This window comes from Bradyrhizobium sp. UNPA324, from assembly GCF_006658635.1.
In the GTDB taxonomy this organism is placed as follows: domain Bacteria; phylum Pseudomonadota; class Alphaproteobacteria; order Rhizobiales; family Xanthobacteraceae; genus Bradyrhizobium; species Bradyrhizobium nanningense.
In genome coordinates, this window is the sequence record NZ_LFJD01000004.1 from 1,453,172 (window position 1) to 1,469,452 (window position 16,281).

19 protein-coding genes, 2 tRNA genes and 2 pseudogenes are annotated in these 16,281 nt (G+C 64.7%); 15 read left to right on the forward strand and 8 right to left on the reverse strand.

Annotation, left to right across the window (positions count from 1 at the left end; genetic code table 11):
- The first annotated feature begins 57 nt into the window (after window positions 1–57).
- From UNPA324_RS07040 to UNPA324_RS36055, 4 genes are all read left to right on the forward strand, one after another.
- A complete protein-coding gene (locus UNPA324_RS07040) occupies window positions 58–414 on the forward strand; it encodes a His-rich protein BRANT (RefSeq protein ID WP_128919525.1) in 357 nt (118 codons plus the stop codon).
- 212 nt (window positions 415–626) lie between these two features.
- Window positions 627–1,061 carry a hypothetical protein gene (locus tag UNPA324_RS07045; protein WP_181769321.1) on the forward strand — a complete coding sequence of 145 codons (435 nt, stop codon included), beginning with the start codon at window positions 627–629 and terminating at the stop codon, window positions 1,059–1,061.
- A gap of 287 nt (window positions 1,062–1,348) precedes the next feature.
- Window positions 1,349–2,056 carry an outer membrane protein gene (locus UNPA324_RS07050; protein WP_181769322.1) on the forward strand — a complete coding sequence of 236 codons (708 nt, stop codon included), beginning with the start codon at window positions 1,349–1,351 and terminating at the stop codon, window positions 2,054–2,056.
- Window positions 2,057–2,312: 256 nt separating this feature from the next.
- Window positions 2,313–2,555, forward strand: a complete 243-nt coding sequence (locus UNPA324_RS36055) for a DUF6719 family protein (RefSeq protein ID WP_128919527.1) — start codon at window positions 2,313–2,315, stop codon at window positions 2,553–2,555.
- 28 nt (window positions 2,556–2,583) lie between these two features.
- On the opposite strand, the gene UNPA324_RS07060 is transcribed toward UNPA324_RS36055, so the two are convergent.
- Window positions 2,584–2,838 carry a hypothetical protein gene (locus UNPA324_RS07060; RefSeq protein WP_128919528.1) on the reverse strand — a complete coding sequence of 85 codons (255 nt, stop codon included), beginning with the start codon at window positions 2,836–2,838 and terminating at the stop codon, window positions 2,584–2,586.
- A 343-nt stretch (window positions 2,839–3,181) separates the two neighbouring features.
- Window positions 3,182–3,406, reverse strand: coding sequence for a hypothetical protein (locus tag UNPA324_RS36060; protein ID WP_347338751.1), 225 nt, complete (start codon window positions 3,404–3,406; stop codon window positions 3,182–3,184).
- Window positions 3,407–3,649: 243 nt separating this feature from the next.
- On the opposite strand from UNPA324_RS36060, the gene UNPA324_RS35045 reads away from it, so the two are divergent.
- A complete protein-coding gene (locus UNPA324_RS35045; RefSeq protein ID WP_164936269.1) occupies window positions 3,650–3,814 on the forward strand; it encodes a hypothetical protein in 165 nt (54 codons plus the stop codon).
- A 3-nt stretch (window positions 3,815–3,817) separates the two neighbouring features.
- Here the strand turns inward: UNPA324_RS35045 and UNPA324_RS07070 are convergent, their stop codons facing one another.
- Entirely contained in the window at window positions 3,818–4,018 is a 201-nt protein-coding gene (locus UNPA324_RS07070; protein WP_181769323.1) for a hypothetical protein, read from the reverse strand.
- Window positions 4,019–4,238: 220 nt separating this feature from the next.
- Here UNPA324_RS07070 and UNPA324_RS07075 point away from each other — a divergent pair, with 220 nt between their 5' ends.
- From UNPA324_RS07075 to UNPA324_RS07085, 3 genes are all read left to right on the forward strand, one after another.
- Window positions 4,239–4,952: a class I SAM-dependent methyltransferase gene (locus UNPA324_RS07075; protein ID WP_128919531.1), complete on the forward strand. Its 714-nt coding sequence runs from the start codon at window positions 4,239–4,241 to the stop codon at window positions 4,950–4,952.
- A 100-nt stretch (window positions 4,953–5,052) separates the two neighbouring features.
- A complete protein-coding gene (locus UNPA324_RS07080; protein ID WP_128919532.1) occupies window positions 5,053–6,885 on the forward strand; it encodes an outer membrane protein assembly factor BamB family protein in 1,833 nt (610 codons plus the stop codon).
- Between the two features lie 210 nt (window positions 6,886–7,095).
- Entirely contained in the window at window positions 7,096–7,509 is a 414-nt protein-coding gene (locus tag UNPA324_RS07085; protein ID WP_128919677.1) for a GFA family protein, read from the forward strand.
- A gap of 13 nt (window positions 7,510–7,522) precedes the next feature.
- Here UNPA324_RS07085 and UNPA324_RS07090 read toward each other — a convergent pair.
- Both UNPA324_RS07090 and UNPA324_RS07095 read right to left on the reverse strand, forming a co-directional pair.
- A tRNA-Thr gene (locus UNPA324_RS07090) sits at window positions 7,523–7,597 on the reverse strand.
- Window positions 7,598–7,764: 167 nt separating this feature from the next.
- Entirely contained in the window at window positions 7,765–8,229 is a 465-nt protein-coding gene (locus UNPA324_RS07095) for a hypothetical protein (RefSeq protein WP_128919533.1), read from the reverse strand.
- Window positions 8,230–8,512: 283 nt separating this feature from the next.
- Between UNPA324_RS07095 and UNPA324_RS07100 the strand changes: the two genes are divergently transcribed.
- Entirely contained in the window at window positions 8,513–8,995 is a 483-nt protein-coding gene (locus UNPA324_RS07100) for a hypothetical protein (protein ID WP_128919534.1), read from the forward strand.
- A gap of 43 nt (window positions 8,996–9,038) precedes the next feature.
- Window positions 9,039–9,521, forward strand: a complete 483-nt coding sequence (locus UNPA324_RS07105; protein ID WP_128919535.1) for a hypothetical protein — start codon at window positions 9,039–9,041, stop codon at window positions 9,519–9,521.
- Between the two features lie 78 nt (window positions 9,522–9,599).
- Here UNPA324_RS07105 and rlmB read toward each other — a convergent pair whose 3' ends face one another.
- Complete coding sequence (rlmB, locus tag UNPA324_RS07110; protein WP_164936270.1) at window positions 9,600–10,430, reverse strand: 23S rRNA (guanosine(2251)-2'-O)-methyltransferase RlmB; 831 nt, start codon at window positions 10,428–10,430, stop codon at window positions 9,600–9,602.
- A gap of 207 nt (window positions 10,431–10,637) precedes the next feature.
- On the opposite strand from rlmB, the gene UNPA324_RS07115 reads away from it, so the two are divergent.
- Window positions 10,638–10,723: transfer RNA gene (locus UNPA324_RS07115), tRNA-Tyr, on the forward strand.
- Between the two features lie 71 nt (window positions 10,724–10,794).
- Window positions 10,795–10,991, forward strand: a pseudogene (locus UNPA324_RS35595) (GIY-YIG nuclease family protein); the annotation flags it as partial.
- A 14-nt stretch (window positions 10,992–11,005) separates the two neighbouring features.
- Here the strand turns inward: UNPA324_RS35595 and UNPA324_RS36130 are convergent.
- Complete coding sequence (locus UNPA324_RS36130; protein WP_128919537.1) at window positions 11,006–11,509, reverse strand: T6SS effector amidase Tae4 family protein; 504 nt, start codon at window positions 11,507–11,509, stop codon at window positions 11,006–11,008.
- Between the two features lie 504 nt (window positions 11,510–12,013).
- Window positions 12,014–12,869: pseudogene (locus UNPA324_RS36065) on the reverse strand (LysR family transcriptional regulator).
- A gap of 163 nt (window positions 12,870–13,032) precedes the next feature.
- Here UNPA324_RS36065 and UNPA324_RS07135 point away from each other — a divergent pair.
- Genes UNPA324_RS07135 through UNPA324_RS07145 form a run of 3 tightly spaced genes read left to right on the forward strand, consistent with a single transcriptional unit; the run spans window position 13,033 to window position 16,150 of the window.
- Window positions 13,033–14,391, forward strand: a complete 1,359-nt coding sequence (locus UNPA324_RS07135; protein ID WP_128919538.1) for an MFS transporter — start codon at window positions 13,033–13,035, stop codon at window positions 14,389–14,391.
- Window positions 14,388–14,885 (forward strand): GAF domain-containing protein, encoded by a 498-nt coding sequence (locus UNPA324_RS07140; protein ID WP_128919539.1) that lies wholly within the window; start codon window positions 14,388–14,390, stop codon window positions 14,883–14,885. Before UNPA324_RS07135 ends, UNPA324_RS07140 begins: the two co-directional genes overlap by 4 nt.
- A 17-nt stretch (window positions 14,886–14,902) precedes the next feature.
- Window positions 14,903–16,150 (forward strand): metal-dependent hydrolase family protein, encoded by a 1,248-nt coding sequence (locus tag UNPA324_RS07145; protein ID WP_141934173.1) that lies wholly within the window; start codon window positions 14,903–14,905, stop codon window positions 16,148–16,150.
- The last annotated feature ends 131 nt before the right edge of the window (window positions 16,151–16,281 follow it).

Consider the following 16,281-nt stretch of genomic DNA (forward strand, 5'->3'; position numbering starts at 1 on the left):
CGATCGAAGGGTAGGCGAGAGGGCGCCGCCTCGAGATCCTTCCAAGAGGAGACCACCATGCTGAAGACCATTTCCGCAGCCTTGCTCGCAGCTTCCGTGATCGCAGCCCCGGCCTTCGCCGCCGAGGCCGGCAAGACCACCACGACCGCCCCTGTCATCAAGGCGGACCAGAGCCAGACCAAGGCGTCCACCACCGCCGCAAAACCGGACGCCGCCGTCAAGCCGGCCGACGTCAAGGCCAACGCCAAGGTGGATACCAAGTCGAAGGCGATGAATGCGAACGCGGCGGTCACGCCGGACGAGCACAAGGCCGTGCGCACGCATCGCCATCACCACAAGCATCTGTCGTCGAAGAAGTCGCTGAAGGCGCAGCCGGACCTGACCAAGCCGGCGACCACCGAGAAGCGCAGCTAACGACTGATCCTGCGCGCGGCGGCATCCCAAGCATTGCCCCGCCGCCGCGCCAGGACTTCAGGGCCATCCCGCCGTCTCGGCGCCTTGCGCGAAAGCGCTAGACGCCGGCGGCGGGACGGTGCGTTCTTCGCAAGGCCCCGCGGACGGAATTCCCTTTGCACAACCTAGCGGCTAGAACGTCTCCGAGTCTGATCGAGCGGAGAGCGTGACCTGTGGGGCGATTGGCGAAACATACTGTGCGTCCGGCATTGATCCTGGCCTTGCCGCTGGCGCTTGCGGCCTGTTTCGGCAGCGATGGTGACCGTCCAACCTTCATCGGCGGGACCCAGGCTGGAGGGCCGCAACCGTTTCCCGACAATTTCCGCAGCGACACGCTGGCCCTGATGCGCACCTATCTGAACAATCCGGTCGGCGTGCGCGAGGCCAGCATGGCCGAGCCGGTCCAGCGCGAAGTCGGCGGTCGGCAAATGTATGTGAGCTGTCTGCACTTCACCCCGCGCGAGACCGATGGCAGCTACAAGGCCATGCGGGAACGCGCTGTGATCTTCGTCAACGGACGAGCGGACCGCGTCGTCGACCGGACCAGCGAGCTCTGTGCCGGCGCGGTTTACGTATCCTTTCCGGAACTCGAAAAGATGACGCGATAGCGCAAAGCCCGCCTTCATGGCGTGGTGCTAGAACGATGATCGCCGGAGCGGTTGGATCACATTTCGGCGAGCTTTGAACGGGGCGGTTTTGTCTTGCGACCAATTGCTACGGCAGGCCCTGCGCAGGCGACAAAAACAGTCAGGCGCGGGGCGGCGGATGGAACAAAATCGCGATGTTGCCACCCCGTCACAGTAACGAACGATCAGCGTTCCGGCATCGCCGCGAAGCAACCCAATTCACGCCACGTTGTTTCCTGAGTGTCGTTAATGAAAGAACGGGGATGATCATGAAATCGATTTTGCTGGGTGCAGCCGCTTTGCTTGCGCTGGCCGCGCCGGCTGCAGCCGCGGACATGCAGCCGCGCACCTACACCAAGGCGCCGGCCTATACGCCGCCGCAGGTGATCTATAACTGGACCGGTTTCTACATCGGCGGTCATGTCGGCGGCGCGTTTGCCGGCGACAGCAGCTTCCAGTCCAGCGACGCCCGCTTCATGGGCGGCGTGCAGGGCGGCTTCGACTATCAGTTCGCCCCCAATTGGGTGGTGGGTATCGAGGCCCAGTATTCCTGGCTGCCGACCAACAACAACGGTGTCACGTTCCCGCTGGGCACGCAGGTGACCTCCAACACCGATCAGATCGGATCGGTGACCGGCCGGATCGGCTACACCTGGGGACCGACGCTGCTTTACGCCAAGGGCGGTTACGCCTGGCGTAACAACAATCTCGGCGTCAACATCGCCGGCGTGCCGCAGGCCTTCACCGCGACCGGTAACAGCAAGGACGGCTACACCGTCGGCGCCGGCCTCGAATACATGTTCGCGCCGAACTGGTCCGCCAAGGCCGAGTACCAGTATTATAATTTCGGCAGCACCACCTTCACCTCCGGTCCCGCCGACGTCGTCGGCGTTCGCGGCCGGGAGGACGAGCATACCGTCAAGGTCGGTGTGAACTACCGCTTCGGCTGGGGCGGTCCGGCGGCCTCGCGCTACTGACCCTTCCATCGCGATCACGCTTCTAGCAAAGGCCGGCTCCGCCGGCCTTTCGTTTGTCCCCCGGCGCCCGGTCGGGCAGCCCGGCATTTGCAATGCGTGAACCATCTGGCGCGTCATTTGCAAACGAACATTCCGGCGCGCGCCTTCTCACGCGCGTCATGGGTCTCGGGTAAAGCAAAAATAATTTTTGCCGCTTACGGAACTCGCGCTCCGGAACGCGTTATATGAGAATTACCGGGCTGGTGGGACGACGGACATGCGTATCTTGGTGTCGGCAGTGGTGCTCTCGTGCTTTTTCTGCCTGCCGTGCTCTGCACAGACAATCCTCAAAACCGAGCCTCTGATGCTGGCACCTTACGAGGTGGCTTTCGTCAAGGACGCGTCCTGTCCGTCGGGCAAGGTGCTGAAGGTCACCGGCGCGATCCGCGGGCTGCATCGCCGCAAAGCCTGCGTGGCACTGGCTGGTGAGCAGGCCTCGCTGGCAACCGCAACGCCCTGATCACTCTGCGGCTTCCACCGGCAGCCCCTCAGGAATTCAGCTCGAGCTCAATCCTGGACTGGCGCTCGGCCTCGGCCTTGTTCTTGGCAGGGTCCTCGCCCTGGGCGGCCCGGCAGGGCTTGATCTCGTAATCATTGTCGAGCACCCGGCGCGGCCCTGGACGGTCCTCGTCGGCGCTGACGTCCACGACCAGGCCGCTCCGCTGCGCGAGCTGCCAGATGTCGGATTCGCTCGGGTATGCCTTGCTGATCTGGGCATCGTTGCAAAACAAGGCGTAGGGCATCTCTTCCCGCTCCCGGAAAGCCCGTTAACGACCTTATATGCCGACGGGTTCCAGGTGAGTGGCGATCACGGGACCGTGATCGAGGCTGCCGGGGCCTGAGTCCTTAACGAGTCCTGAATCGCGAAAAAAAGAATCCCTGGGACTCATTCGGCGGAATCAGCGGATGTTTTCCGCCATGACGAGCGACCTGAAGACCTCCTGCGGGCACATGCTCCTGCCGCTGACGCTGGCGCTATTCGGCGCCTGCGCGGCTAATCTTTGGCTGGTTTGGTCTTGGCTGTAGGTCTTGGCTGTAGGTCTTGGCTGTAGGTCTTGGCTGTAGGCCCTCTGACGGGAGGCGGTCTTACTTTTTGGCCAGTGGGCCGGGGGCGTCGCGGAGGGCGGCGCGCAATTTGGTCAGGGTTTCGGCACAATATTCCTCGCGCTCGCGCTCGAACCGCTCTTGATGCTTGCGGAAATTGGCGATGCGGGCTTGCATCTCGGTGCGGAAGTCACCGATCGCCCGCTGCGGCGAAAGCTGGATGAGCTGAGGCTGCGGAGGGGGCTGTGGCGGCTTGATCTCGACCATGACGGCCTCGACCGCGACGGTTGCCGCCGAAGAATCCGACGGCGCGTCCGGCCCAAGGAGGTCATCCTTCCTGCCGGTCACCGATTGAACGAAGGCCATCGTCTGCGCGATTAGTGCGTCGCGCTCCCTGATCCACTTCATGGTCCACCTCAGCGGTGCCCCATTCCAGCAAAGCGGCTGCGCCGAATCAAGGTCGTCAGCAAGGGGATTGCATATTTTTCCCGGTCGCCCGACATTAGGCGCATGGATTCCAGAAAAGAACGGTCGGACGAAGTGGCGGGCCTGAGGCTCATCCGTGCGTTCCTGTCGCTACCGCCCGACAAGCGGGCGGAGGTGATCGCGTTCGCGGAGGAATTGGCGCGTGCCCATGGCCGGCCCGAGGAGGGCACGGAGGCATCGCCGCGCTAAGCGCTATCGCTGGCGCGGGTTGACGTTGGGCTCGAACGGCGCGCCCACCACCCGGACCGGTGTCTGATCCGATATCCGGGTCACGTCGATCACCGCCCGCTCGGCGACCAGCCGGTCGGAGGCCGGCTGAAATACCGGCTCGAGCAGCGTCAATGTGCCGGCCACGGCGCCGCAGCACAGCGTCACCGTCGCCAGCAGAAACATGTTTCGGTTTTCTTCCCGGATCCGCATGGATCGAGAACGAACGACGCACGCCCTTGGTTCCGATGCGGTCCTGTATTCGGGTCGCTCATGCCGTCTATAGCGCCAGCAGAAATGCCGATGCGATGACGGACGACAGGGCCGTCATCACGATGGCCGTAACGGCACCGGCGGAGTTCGCTGTATAATGTCCCGCGTCGGAATTTGGACTCGCGCCCATCACATGATCGCCAATCGTCCCCCCGTGCTGGCCCACGAACGCTTCGTCGCCGATCGCGACAATTTCGCGGGCCTCGATCTCACTGCGCGGTTCGAGCGGATCGAGCGGACCAATCTCTGGGGCGCCGCCGGCTCGGTGTCGGGCCTCGGCTCGGAGGATCCGGCCACCGCCGCGATCCGGGACGCGCTGCCGCCGCTGTCGCAACGGCTCGGCGCGCGCTCGCTGCTCGATGCGCCCTGCGGCGATGCCGGCTGGATCGGCCGCATCAAGCTCGATCTCGACTATATCGGCATCGACATCGTGCCGTCGCTGATCGCGGCCAACAACCGGCGTGTGGCGAGGGGCGAACTGGCCGGCCGATTCCTGGCTGCCGATATCACGCGCGATGCCCTGCCGCGCGCCGATCTGATCCTGTGCCGGGACTGTCTGGTGCATCTGAGTTTTCAGAACATCGCCCGCGTCACCGCCCGTTTTCGCGAAAGCGGCGCGCAATTCCTGCTCGCCACGACGTTTCCGGAAGTCGAGAACAATTACGATTGCGAGGACGGCGACTGGCGCGCGCTCAACATGACGAAGGCGCCGTTCGACTGGCCCGCGCCGCGGGAGTTGATCAACGAGCGGTGCGAGGAGGGTGACGGCGGCTGGCGCGACAAGAGCCTCGGACTGTGGCGGCTGGACGAGTTGCCGGATCGCGACCGCATGGCCACGGATGAGTGACAGAAGCGGGGTGCAACGCCCATTGCCTCCGCAATCTCCCCGGCGATAGACTTTGGGTTGTGTCGCGATCTCGTATCGCGGTGACCTGCCGGAGCCCACCATGAGCGTACGTGCTGTCCTGGCCGCGCTGTTGATCTGGTGCAGCGCGCCGGCGCTGGCGCAGCAGGACGGGGCCGCGCTGTATGCAACGCATTGCGCGCAATGCCACGACGGCGATGCGCAGGCCCGCGTGCCGGGTCGCGTCGCACTGCAGGCGATGTCGTTCGACCATGTGCTGGGGGCGTTGACCTCCGGCAGCATGGCGGCGATGGCAAAGGACCGCAGCGACGCCGAACGCCGCGCGATAGCGTCTTTCGTCACCGGCAAGATCGCGGCTGACGGTGTTGCAGCCGACGCGGACGGCCGCTGCGCGCAGCAGGTGAGCGGCTTTCCGCAAGCCCTCGACGGTCCGCGCTGGAACGGATGGGGCGTCGATGCCGGCAACAGCCGCTTCCAGCCGGCCGACATGGCCGGGCTGACCGCGGCGCAGGTGCCGCATTTGCGGTTGAAATGGGCTTATGCGTTTCCGGGGAGCTCGGTGTCCTTTGCGCCGCCGACCATTGTCGGCGGCTTGCTGTTCATCGGCGGTCCCGATCGCACGGTGCACGCGCTCGACGCGCGAAGCGGCTGCACGCTGTGGACGTTGGCGCTTGACGCGGCGGTGCGTGCCGCGGTCAGCTTTGCACCGCTTCCGGGCTCCGATCAGTTCGCGATCTTCTTCGGAGATTTGCGTGCCAACGCCTATGCCGTGAACGCGCTGACCGGCGCGTTGATCTGGAAGACGAAGGTGGAGGAACATGCGGCCGCGCGCATCACCGGCGCGCCGACGCTGCATGCCGGCGTGCTCTACGTGCCGGTGTCCTCGATCGAGGAGGCCGCGGGCTCGCAAGCCAGTTACGAATGCTGCACCTTCCGCGGCAGCGTGGTGGCGCTGGACGCCGCGACCGGCAAGACGATCTGGCAGGCCTATACGATTCCGGAAGTGCCGCATCCGACCGGCAAGAATGCCAGGGGCACGCAGCTGTTCGGTCCGTCCGGCGCCGCGATCTGGTCGGCGCCGACGATCGATGCCAAGCGCAACGCGGTCTATGTCGCGACGAGCAATTCCTATTCGAATCCGCCGGCCGCGACCGCCGATGCAATCCTGGCGTTCGAGCTCGCGACCGGCAAGCTGCTCTGGAAACAGCAGGCCACGCCCAAGGACGCCTTCGTCGTCGCCTGCTTCACTGCCGACAAGACCAATTGTCCCGAGGAGCACGGGCCCGATCACGATTTCGGCCAGTCGCCGATCCTAGCAACCTTGCGCGACGGCAGGCGCGTGCTCGCCATCGCGCAGAAGTCCGGCGTCGTGCACGCGCTCGATCCGGACGACGGCGGCAAGATCCTGTGGCAGACCCGGATCGGCAAGGGCGGTTCGCTCGGCGGCAGCGAATGGGGCTCGGCCGCGGACGGGGAGCGCATCTATGTCGCCAACTCCGACGTGCGCTTCAAGCGCGACGGCACGCGGCAACTCGATTCCACACAAGGCGGCGGCCTGTTCGGCCTCGATCTCGCCAGCGGGAAAGTCGTGATGGAGGTGCCGCCGGTCGCCTGCGGCGACCGCCCGCAATGTAGCCCAGCGCTCTCGGCGGCGGTGAGCCTGATCCCGGGCGTCGTATTCTCCGGTGGCGTCAGCGGCTTCCTGCGCGCCTACGCCACCGACGGCAAGCTCTTGTGGGAGTTCGACACCGCACAGGATTTCAAGGCGGTGAACAGCGTCCCCGCCCATGGCGGTGCGATCGACGGCCCCGGGCCCGTCATCGCCGGCGGCATGCTCTACACCAATTCCGGCTACGGCCAATGGAGCGGCGTCGCCGGCAACGTGCTGCTGGCGTTCGAGGCCGGGACGGAGTGAGCCGTCGTGTCCCGGACGCGCAGCGACGCGTTTGGAGATGAGACGAGGCCGCCTCCTCAAGCGCGTCATTGCGAGCGCAGCGAAGCAATCCAGAGTCTTTCCGCGGAGGCAGTCTGGATTGCTTCGTCGCAAGCGCTCCTCGCAATGACGGAGGGTGAGCGATGGCGCCGCCTTTTCAATTCGCATCCGTCCAGAGGGGAGAGCAAATCGATGATCGATGCCAGATGCAGCTGCGGTGCGCTTTCGTTGTCGCTTCCGGGACCATCGCAGCTGGTCGTCGCCTGTCATTGCCTCGACTGCCAGCGACGGACCGGCGCGCCGTTCGGTGTCGGTGTTTTCTACGCCGCAGAGACCGTCACGATTTCTGGAGCGTCAAAGCTTTACGTTCGGACCGCCGCAAGCGGCGGCAAGGTCCGCAGCTATTTCTGTCCTGACTGCGGCTCAACGGTCTATTGGCAAGCCGATCATCTGCCTGGGATGATCGCTGTTGCCGTTGGCGCGATCGCGGATCCGGACTTCCCGGCGCCGGTCAGATCGGTATTCGAGCAGTCGAAACATGGCTGGGTGGAGATCACAGGTGCCGAGCACTTCCAGCAAGGCAGCGCTGCGAAGCGCTCGAGCTGATGGCGTCAGAAGGTGGTGCCGGCTGAGGGGATTGAACCCCCGACCTTCGGTTTACAAAACCGCTGCTCTACCGCTGAGCTAAGCCGGCGACGCCTGAAAGACGCGGGCAGGGCCGGCATGGGCCGGGGCTGTCCACCCGTGCGCGCCGCAATACCAGACTTGATCGGAAAGTGCCAGAACCCGAAGGTCGTCGCCGCCGACATGAATCAGGCGGCCCTCGGGGCCGCCTGATCTCTCGCATCGATTTAGATTGCCTTACTGGCAGATGTGCCGGCGTCCATCTTCGCCCTTGAACCAGGTGCCGGGCGTACAGACGAAGCCGTTACGCTGGGCGTAGGTGCGGGTGTCCCAGCCACGGCTGTCCCACGAATTGTCGTAGGCATAGGAATTGTCCCAGGCGCGGAACGGCGCTGAGGCAATCGCGCCAGCGGTGCCGATTGCGGCGCCGGCTACGCCGGCCGCGACGTCAGTCGGCCAGAAACCGGTGCGGCTCCTGTTCCAGTCGTTATTCCAATCGCCATTGGTCTGGCGGTAAGACACGCGGCGATGGTGGCGATAGCCGCGATCGGTGTACGGGTTTCCAGGGCCGAGATTCTGGCAGTTGGCGTTGGGGAATTGCGCCGAGCAGCGGCCGGGATTGGTGACGACGGCCTGCGCCATGGCAGAGCCTGCCAGCATGGTCGCCGCAATCGCCGTCGCTCCAAGAAGTTTGATGTTCATGGTTGTTGGCTCCCATTTTGTTGACGGGGGCTAAACGCTTGCGGCGCCGGACGTTCCGATGAAACCGGTGGATTTTCGCAAGGTGAAGGTCAAACGGATGTGAGCGCACGGCGCGGTTCCGTGCGGCGGCGCGATGCGCCGTTAACACTTCGCTAGCCGGCTTTGCAGCATTTGAGCGGCGCGCGATCCTTACGCATTAGGCTTACCGGAAGTTGGTGAGCGGACCTTAACCCTCTCTGCGCCGCGATCGGATAGGTTGCGGCCGCATAACCGGGGTCTCCTCATGCGTGCTGTGGCGCTCGCCGCTTTTCTGATCGGACTGCCTGCGACGGCTTCTGCCGGCGGCTTCGATGTCGTCGTTCCCGGCCGGCCCGGCGTGCCGATCATCATCAACAATATCGACGCGTCCTATGCCGTCGTCGAGGGCGTCTGGGGCCTGGGCAAGAACCAGCAGGTACAGCCCACGATCTATGGCGGACGCTATATCGCCGAGCGGCAGCCCGACGATGTCGGCCATTATTATCCGACACTGGGCCTGCGGCCTGGCTATGGCCGGCTCGAGGTCGAGCCGCCCGCGAACCGCAAATTGCCCAAGCCCGCCGAGAGCTACCACCAGAGCTGGGGCGCGCAATCGGCGCCGCTGCCGCCGCAGATGGATGTGCCCGTCGATCCGCCGCCGGTGATCCTCGCGCCCGAGATCAACGATCGTCCGCGGCCTCCGCGACCGCGGCCGCATGTCCAAGTCCCCGGCAAGCCGCCGGGTTAAGAAACGTCAAAATCCAACAAACAGAAATTAACAGGAGAGAGTAATGCGTCAGATGATTTCGGGACTGGTCGCGGCGGCTGCCGTGATGTTCGTCGGAGCAGCGCCGGCCGCGGCCTGCGGCTTCGATCCGTGCCAGCCGGTCGCGCCGGTCTATTCCGGCTGCAACACCGGCTGCGGCGGCTATGGCTACGGCTATGGCGCCGCCTATGAGCGTCTCGCTGAGCCGACCACGCAGTATTACTACGTCAACCAGGGCCCGACCTACACCGGCCCGGGTGCCTTCGCGCCGTATCCGACCTACCGTGAAGACGCGGTCGTCGCGCCCGCCAATTACGGTTACGGCTATCGCGCCGCCGTGGCTCCCTATCACCGCCCGTACTATCGTCCGTACCGCTACGGCTACGGCCCGCGCTACGGCTATCTGCCGCGCGTGCACTATGGCCACGCTCCGCGCTACGGCTACGCCCACCGTTACGCGCCGGCGCCGTACTACGGCGGTCGCCGCGTGCTGCGCCGCTATTACTGATCTCTGATCGGTTGAGCTACGAAACGCCCGTCCGCGCGATGCGGCCGGGCGTTTTGCTTTCCGATGTAACGCGACGCACTACCGCTTCATCAGCCCCAGCCGGCTTGCGCCGACATAGAGCGAGAGCACGGCGGCATTCGACACGTTGAGGCTCTTGATCTCGCCGGGCATGTCGAGCCGCGCCACGACGCTGCAGGTCTCGCGGGTTAATTGCCGCAAACCTTTTCCTTCGGCCCCTAACACGAGCGCGAGCGGCTCGCGCAACGCGACGTCCGAGAGGTCCTCGCTGCCTTCGCTGTCGAGGCCGACGGTCTGGAAGCCGCGCTCGTTCAGCGCAGTGAGCGCGCGGGCGAGGTTTTGCACGGTGACCATTGGCACCAATTCGAGCGCGCCGGAGGCGGCCTTCGCCAGCACGCCGGTCGCTTCCGGACTGTGGCGCGCGGTGGTGACGATCGCCTTGACCGCGAACGCTGCGGCCGAGCGCAGGATGGCGCCGACATTGTGGGGGTCGGTGATCTGGTCGAGCACCAGCACCATGCCCTCCTGCTTCAGGGTCTCGATATCGGGCGAGGGCAGGGGATCGGCCTCGGCGAGCAGGCCCTGGTGCACGGCGTCGGGTGACAGCAGACGGTCGATCTCCTGAGGCCGAACGATCTCGGGCGTGACTGGGGTCGCGATGTTCTCGTCCGCAAGCCGCTTCGCTGCGTTCTCGGTCAGTGTCAGCTTGCGGATCCGGCGCTGAGGATTGGCCAGCGCCATGGTGACGGTGTGCCAGCCATAGAGGATGACGGGCCCGTCGGAGTGCGAATCGCGGTCCCGCCAAGCCGGCCGGCCGGCCGATTTCCCGGGCCTGTTGAAGGGCTTAGCCCCGCCGCGGGGACCCCTAGGTGCGAATTTTCGATCCTTCATGGGCTCGCTTGTGTCACGGGTCCCGGAATATGGCAATTTGAGTGCCCGCGAGGGCGATTTTAGCTGTTCGCCTCGGTTGACTTTGCCCCACCGCATCGCCCATAAACGCGCCCGGTCGCGCCCCCATCCGGGCTGTCGCGGCCTTCACGTTCCATGGCCGTCTTCGGTCCGCCGGCAAGGTCCGGCCCGATTGTGCTGCCGTCGAGCGGGGGAGTGTCCCGAGTGGCAAAGGGAGCTGACTGTAAATCAGCCGCCTCATGGCTTCGCAGGTTCGAGTCCTGCCTCCCCCACCAGCCTTCGCTCGCTTCGCGAGCTACGGCCAGGCAAGCCAGCATCAGTGCAGGTGACGTGAAGTGAGCGAAGGCTGTCACGCTATCACGTCGGCCTGACGTCCGATCTTCGTGCTCGCCTCAAAAAGCACAATGCTGGTGACGTTGCTCCACGTCAAAATTCACTCGGTGGGAGCTCAAGACTTATGTTGCGTTCTCGGATGAGCAGCAGGCCGTTGCCTTTGAGAAATATTTGAAGTCAGCCTCCGGCCGGGCATTCGCCAAGAAGCGTCAGTCGTCACTGCGTTACGAATTGAGGTCCCAAAAAAAGACCCTGTCATTTGTCACGGCCGAATACCAACTGCCAAAGTACAAGTCAGCATCGTGTATCTGCCCGTCTACCCAGATGTCAGTATGACCGATGGTGCTGGTGTCTGTCGGTTCAAAGATGATCACCCCCTTTCGGCTCCCTATTTTGGATGTGTTCGAAAACATCTGTCCGGAACCATACCTGTTATTGAGGTACTGCCGAAGATCGAGCGTCGAAAAAATATACTCCCAACCGTCGTTGTCCATAAGACACCGAACTTTTTTGACGAGCACGCCACCTTTTCCATAGTCGCCATCGCAATTGATATAGTGACCGTCGACATGGTTGAATGCCCAGCTGATTTTCGAAGCGCACGTATTCTTGTGCCCTGGTTCGTCGTGGAATTTCTTTATGGAGCCGTTGATCATTGTCTTGAAATCGTCGGTCATGCTTGGATGGTTAGCCAGCAAGGTGCTGTAGCCTATGTTGATAAAGCCCATGATCTCCCCTTGCCGTTGAACCCTTAGCGCGGTGTTCGATGAGAAGGTTATGCGTGCGCACACTGTGGGTTTGGTTATCTTGCCTTAGCCATTGGACGGGTCAATAGCTTTTGCCGAAGTAGCGTGACACATCGTATCGCGCGAACCAAACCGGCCGCTGTCGCGTTCGCAAGCATCTGGAGCACCGGGATGCAGACACGGCCTGACTTCGGCTTCCAGCACCTAGGTCTGCGCTCCTCTGAGGCGCAGACACCATCCGGCTTACACGATGTCCGAACCCGCCATCCTGTTTCGCTGTCTTCCAAGAGTGGCGGGAATGGCAGAGCCGATCCAGGTTGCTCGCATCGTCGGCACGCCTGCGGTCTCTGTGGGCGCAGCTTGCGCCTGTCCACTGTGGGAGGGGATCGTTTGCGGTGGAGCTAGGCCGCGGTGGCTGGTGCAACAATGCGGCTTCGAGAAACCCACCGCTTCCTTTTTGGATCGTGTCGGGCTCGGGGCCGCGTTTCAGTCGGATTTGGCGAACAGCCCCACCAAGGTCTCGCGCAGCCAGCGCTGCGCCGGCACGGTGTCGTTGCGCTGGTGCCAGAACAGGCTGACGATGCGCGGCGGCGCGCGAAGCGGAAGCGGCATGGCGTGCAAGAACGGCGCGTGGCGCGATTGCGAGCGCAGGTCGCTCGGCAGCACGGCGATCAGGTCGGACTGGCGCACGACCTCGTAGGCGGCGCTGTAGTGATTGACGGTCGCGACCAAGTTGCGCGACAGGCCGCGCGAGGCGAGGAAGAGGTCGTAGGACGGCAAGGTCTTGCCGGCGAGGCTGACATCGACATGTCCTGCGCCGAGGAAGCTGCGCGTGCTCAGCCGCTTTTGTGCCGCGAGCGGATGGCCGCGCCGCATGAAAGACCGTCCACAGCGAGCGCGAGCGGATGGCGGCCGGCTGTTGCGCCTCGTTGACGTACACGCTGAGCACGCAATCGACGCGATTGTCTTCGAGCTGATCTGCGATCTCCAAAATGGTGTTGGGAACGGTGTGGACGCGCGCCTTGGGCGCGACCTTGCCGAAATGATTGAGGAGATTTGGCATCACCAGCGAGGCGACGTAGTCCGACATCGACAGGCTGAATTCGGTCTGCGCGCGGCGCGGATCGAACACCTGCTCGTCGAGCGCGCCGCGGACGCTTTCGAGCGCCTCGCCGATCGGCTCCCATAGCACCACGGCGCGCTGGGTCGGACGGATGCCGGTGCCGGACCTGACGAACAGGGGATCGCCGAGCGCGGCGCGCAGGCGCGCGAGCGCGTTGCTGACGGCGGGCTGCGTCATCGTCAGCGCGCTCGCGGCGCGCGTGACGCTGCCCTCGGTCATCAGCGCCTCGAAGACTTTCAGCAGGTTGAGGTCGAGCGATCGGAACGACAGGACATTCACCACAGTGATGTAACAGATCAAAATTATAAATTATGACGATAATATCTCATTGTCTATGGTTCCCCACCGCGGAGTGCCGGGCCGCCAGCAGAGGGGGACTTTCATGTCGATGATCTCGGCGCGCATCGAGCGCCTGCCATACGCGCGCTTCCACACGCATCTGTTGTTGATGGGCGGGCTCGGCTACATGTTCGACGCGATGGACGCGGCCGTGCTGGCGTTCATCCTGCCGGTGCTGCGCACCGCCTGGAATCTGACGAGCGTGCAGATCGGTGTGCTCGGCAGCAGCACCTATATCGGCTTCCTGTTTGGCGCGCTGCTGGCGGGCACGCTCGGCGACCTGATCGGCCGCCGCGCGGTCATGATGTCGGCGCTGGCGCTCTATTGTGTCGCATCGATCGTCAGCGCGGCGGTGGACAGCTGGCCGTCCTTCTTTGCCGCCCGTGTCGTTGCCGGCATGGGCACCGGCGCGGAGAGCGCGATCATCGCGCCCTATCTCGCCGAGTTCGTGGCGCGGCGCTTCCGTGGCAGCTTTACCGGTGCACTGGCCGGCTTCTTCTCCTTCGGCTTCGTCGCCGCCGCCTTGCTCGGCTACTTCATCGTTCCCGCCTATGAGAACGGCTGGCGCATCGTGCTGGTGATCACGGCCGTGCCGGTCGTGATGCTGCTGTGGTGGCGCAGGGCGCTGCCGGAATCGCCGCGCTGGCTCGAAAGCCGGGGCAGGGCGAAGGAAGCCGAAGCGGTGCTCGACAGGATCGAATCCGGCTTCGCACGCGAGGGGCGCGTGCTGCCGCAGCCGGTCGTCGATGCGGTCAGTCCTCCCGCAGCCGGAGGAACGCTGCTTGCTAATTTCGCCGCGCTGCTCGCCGGCCGCCAGGCGCGCATCACCATCATGACCTGGATCATGTGGCTCGCGATCACCTTCAGCTATTATTCCTTCTTCGTCTGGATCCCCGGCCTGCTGGTCCAGAACGGCATGAGCATCACCAAGAGCTTCGCCTATTCGATCGCGATCTATTGCGCGCAGATTCCGGGCTATTTCAGCGCCGCCTGGTTCAACGAGCGGATCGGCCGGCAGGCGACCATTGCGTGCTACATGGTGCTCGGCGGCGCCAGCGCGCTCGGGCTCGCCTTTGCGCAGAGCGACCAGCACATCATGGTGGCGGGTATCTTGCTGTCCTTCTTCATGAACGGCACCTATGCGGGCGTCTATGCCTATACGGCGGAGGTGTTTCCGACGCCGGTGCGAACCACCGGCGCCGGCCTTGCCTCGGCGATCGGCCGCATCGGCGCGATCATTTCGCCGATCCTGGTCGGCTACCTCTATCCCAATTTCGGCTTTGCCGGCGTGTTCGGCATTACCACCAGCGTCCTGCTGATCGGCGCGCTGACCGTCGTGGTGATGGGCGTGCCGACGCGCGGCCGTTCACTGGAAGACATTGCCGCGGGCGAAGTGGCATGAGGGAGACGACACGCCGAGCCGATCCGCTGCTCTGCGCTGTAGCGGCGGCGCAGGGCAGGGTGGATCAGCCGAATGCCCTGTTCGCGGCGCTGGATGACGCCTTGAAATCGGCGATCGGGCACAAGCTGTTCACGATCCTGACCTATGACGACGACACCGGGGAAGCGGCGCGGATCTATTCCAATCTTCCCGGACCTTACCCGACGGGCGGGCGCAAGCGCCTCGCGCCGGGTCCGTGGACCGAGGCGGTGCTCGACCGCGGCGAGGCCTATATCGGCCGCACCCGGGATGATCTGCGCAACGTGTTCGCTGATCATGAGTTGATCGCGTCGCTCGGCTGCGAGAGCGTGCTCAACATGCCCGTGCGCTGGCGCGGGCGCACGCTCGGCTCGCTCAACCTGCTGCATGGGGCGGGCTGGTACGGCGCGGACGATGTCGCTGCGTGTCTCCCATTCGCCCAATTCGCTTTGCCCGCGCTGCTCACACAGTCCTGACCGGACAGGAAACCGCCATGCCCAGCATCCTCTTCACGAATGCCGCTCTGCTCGATCCGCTTCAGCCGGATTTGCTCGAAGGACATCACGTGCTGGTCGAGGACAATGTGATCAAGGAGGTCTCCGACCGGCCGCTTCAGGTCACCGCCGATCGCACCATCGATCTGAACGGCAAGACGCTGATGCCCGGTCTGATCGACCTGCATGTGCATGCGGTGGCGGTCGAGCTCAACCTGTCGCAGCAGGTGCACATGCCGAACGTGCTGGTAACGCTGCGCTCGACGCTGCTGCTGCGCGGCATGCTGCGGCGTGGCTTCACCACCGTCCGCGACGCCGGCGGCGCCGGCCATGCGATGAAGCAGGCGATCGAGACCGGCCTCACCGACGGCCCGCGGCTGTTCGTCTCCGGCCGCGCACTGAGCCAGACCGGCGGGCATGGCGACATGCGGGCGCGTTCGGATTATCTCGCCAGCGACGCGCCGTGTCCCTGCTGCGTGCGTGTCGGCGCGCTGGCGCGCGTTGCCGACGGTGTCGATGGCGTGCGCCGGGCGGCGCGCGAAGAACTGCAGATGGGCGCCGACCAGATCAAGATCATGGCGTCCGGCGGCGTTGCGTCACCGACCGACCCGGTCGGTGCCTTCGGCTACTCCGAGGACGAGATCCGCGCCATCGTCGAGGAGGCGCGCGGGCGCCAGACCTATGTGCTCGCCCATGCCTACACCGCCGCCGCCATCGAGCGCGCGGTGCGCTGCGGCGTGCGCACCATCGAGCACGGCAATCTGGTCGATGCCAAGACCGCGCGCCTGATGGCCGAGAAGGGCGCCTATGTGGTGCCGACGCTCGTCACCTACGAGGCGCTCGCCAATGAGGGCGCCCAATACGGCCTGCCGCCCGAGAGCGTTGCCAAGATCGCCGATGTCCGCGACGCGGGCCTTCGTTCGCTCGCGATCTATCGCGACGCCGGCGTCAAGATGGGATTTGGCAGCGACCTGCTCGGTCCGTCCCAGCGTCTCCAGAGCGACGAATTCCGGATCCGCGCCGAGATTCTCGGTCCGCGCGCCGTCATCGCCAGCGCGACGGTGATCGGCGCCGAGGTGCTCGGCATGGAGGGCAAGCTCGGCCGGATCGCGCCCGAAGCGATCGCCGACTTGCTGGTGGTCGACGGCAATCCGCTGCGCGACGTCGCCTGCCTGCTGGGCCAGGGCGAGCACATCCCGCTGGTGATGAAGGCGGGGAAGGTCCAATTCGACCGGTTGGATGCCTAAATCGGAATCGTTTTGGGTTGAATCGAGCGGTCGCGGAGAGGTTCACCTCTCCCGCAAGCTTGCGGGAGAGGTCGGCGCGTCCCGGGCGATGCGGAGCATCGTCCCGCGCGCCGGGTGAGGGTTGTCTCCTC

What these genes read in the sequence shown, in the direction of transcription:
- UNPA324_RS07040 (WP_128919525.1), top strand. Translation starts at nt 58, where the DNA reads ATGCTGAAGACCATTTCCGCAGCCTTGCTCGCAGCTTCCGTGATCGCA.
- UNPA324_RS07050 (WP_181769322.1), top strand. Translation starts at nt 1,349, where the DNA reads ATGAAATCGATTTTGCTGGGTGCAGCCGCTTTGCTTGCGCTGGCCGCG.
- UNPA324_RS36055 (WP_128919527.1), top strand. Translation starts at nt 2,313, where the DNA reads ATGCGTATCTTGGTGTCGGCAGTGGTGCTCTCGTGCTTTTTCTGCCTG.
- UNPA324_RS07060 (WP_128919528.1), bottom strand. Translation starts at nt 2,838, where the DNA reads ATGCCCTACGCCTTGTTTTGCAACGATGCCCAGATCAGCAAGGCATAC.
- UNPA324_RS36060 (WP_347338751.1), bottom strand. Translation starts at nt 3,406, where the DNA reads ATGGTCGAGATCAAGCCGCCACAGCCCCCTCCGCAGCCTCAGCTCATC.
- UNPA324_RS35045 (WP_164936269.1), top strand. Translation starts at nt 3,650, where the DNA reads ATGGATTCCAGAAAAGAACGGTCGGACGAAGTGGCGGGCCTGAGGCTC.
- UNPA324_RS07070 (WP_181769323.1), bottom strand. Translation starts at nt 4,018, where the DNA reads ATGTTTCTGCTGGCGACGGTGACGCTGTGCTGCGGCGCCGTGGCCGGC.
- UNPA324_RS07075 (WP_128919531.1), top strand. Translation starts at nt 4,239, where the DNA reads ATGATCGCCAATCGTCCCCCCGTGCTGGCCCACGAACGCTTCGTCGCC.
- UNPA324_RS07080 (WP_128919532.1), top strand. Translation starts at nt 5,053, where the DNA reads ATGAGCGTACGTGCTGTCCTGGCCGCGCTGTTGATCTGGTGCAGCGCG.
- UNPA324_RS07085 (WP_128919677.1), top strand. Translation starts at nt 7,096, where the DNA reads ATGATCGATGCCAGATGCAGCTGCGGTGCGCTTTCGTTGTCGCTTCCG.
- UNPA324_RS07095 (WP_128919533.1), bottom strand. Translation starts at nt 8,229, where the DNA reads ATGAACATCAAACTTCTTGGAGCGACGGCGATTGCGGCGACCATGCTG.
- UNPA324_RS07100 (WP_128919534.1), top strand. Translation starts at nt 8,513, where the DNA reads ATGCGTGCTGTGGCGCTCGCCGCTTTTCTGATCGGACTGCCTGCGACG.
- UNPA324_RS07105 (WP_128919535.1), top strand. Translation starts at nt 9,039, where the DNA reads ATGCGTCAGATGATTTCGGGACTGGTCGCGGCGGCTGCCGTGATGTTC.
- rlmB (WP_164936270.1), bottom strand. Translation starts at nt 10,430, where the DNA reads ATGAAGGATCGAAAATTCGCACCTAGGGGTCCCCGCGGCGGGGCTAAG.
- UNPA324_RS36130 (WP_128919537.1), bottom strand. Translation starts at nt 11,509, where the DNA reads ATGGGCTTTATCAACATAGGCTACAGCACCTTGCTGGCTAACCATCCA.
- UNPA324_RS07135 (WP_128919538.1), top strand. Translation starts at nt 13,033, where the DNA reads ATGTCGATGATCTCGGCGCGCATCGAGCGCCTGCCATACGCGCGCTTC.
- UNPA324_RS07140 (WP_128919539.1), top strand. Translation starts at nt 14,388, where the DNA reads ATGAGGGAGACGACACGCCGAGCCGATCCGCTGCTCTGCGCTGTAGCG.
- UNPA324_RS07145 (WP_141934173.1), top strand. Translation starts at nt 14,903, where the DNA reads ATGCCCAGCATCCTCTTCACGAATGCCGCTCTGCTCGATCCGCTTCAG.